This is a genomic window from Mesorhizobium sp. M1E.F.Ca.ET.063.01.1.1, assembly GCF_003998155.1.
Classification (GTDB): Bacteria; Pseudomonadota; Alphaproteobacteria; order Rhizobiales; family Rhizobiaceae; genus Mesorhizobium.
Genome location: NZ_RZSC01001546.1, coordinates 1 through 496, shown reverse-complemented (window position 1 = coordinate 496; position 496 = coordinate 1). Strand labels below are relative to the sequence as shown.

Sequence of the window (496 nt, the reverse complement as noted above, 5' to 3'; positions counted from 1 at the left end):
GACCAATGGCGATCTGGAGAAGATACGCTCAATCGGCCATACCGAGGACCGCTTCGACACCAAGACGATCGACATCACCTATGGCTCGAACGAGGGCGCGGCGGGCATGCAGGGCGCCATCGACCGGCTCTGCGAGCGGGCCGAGGCGGCGGTTGCCGGCGGCTACAACATCATCATCCTGTCCGACCGTCAGGTCGGGCCGGACCGCATCGCCATTCCGGTGCTTCTGGCCACCGCGGCGGTGCACCACCACCTGATCCGCAAGGGGCTGCGCACCGCGGTCGGGCTGGTCGTGGAATCCGGCGAGCCGCGCGAGGTGCATCATTTCTGCTGCCTCGCCGGGTACGGCGCGGAGGCGATCAACCCCTATCTCGCCTTCGACACGCTGCTCGACATGCACCAGCGCGGCGAACTGCCGGAAGAGGTCGACGCATACGAGGTCGTCTCGCGCTACATCAAGTCGATCGGCAAGGGCATCCTCAAGGTGATGTCCAAG

At 65.7% G+C, this 496-nt stretch carries 1 protein-coding gene; it reads left to right on the top strand.

Translation table 11 applies throughout. The annotated features are described in order from the left end of the window. Window positions 1-496: glutamate synthase central domain-containing protein (locus EOA29_RS39705; RefSeq protein WP_281061157.1), on the top strand; the 496-nt coding region annotated here is incomplete at both ends.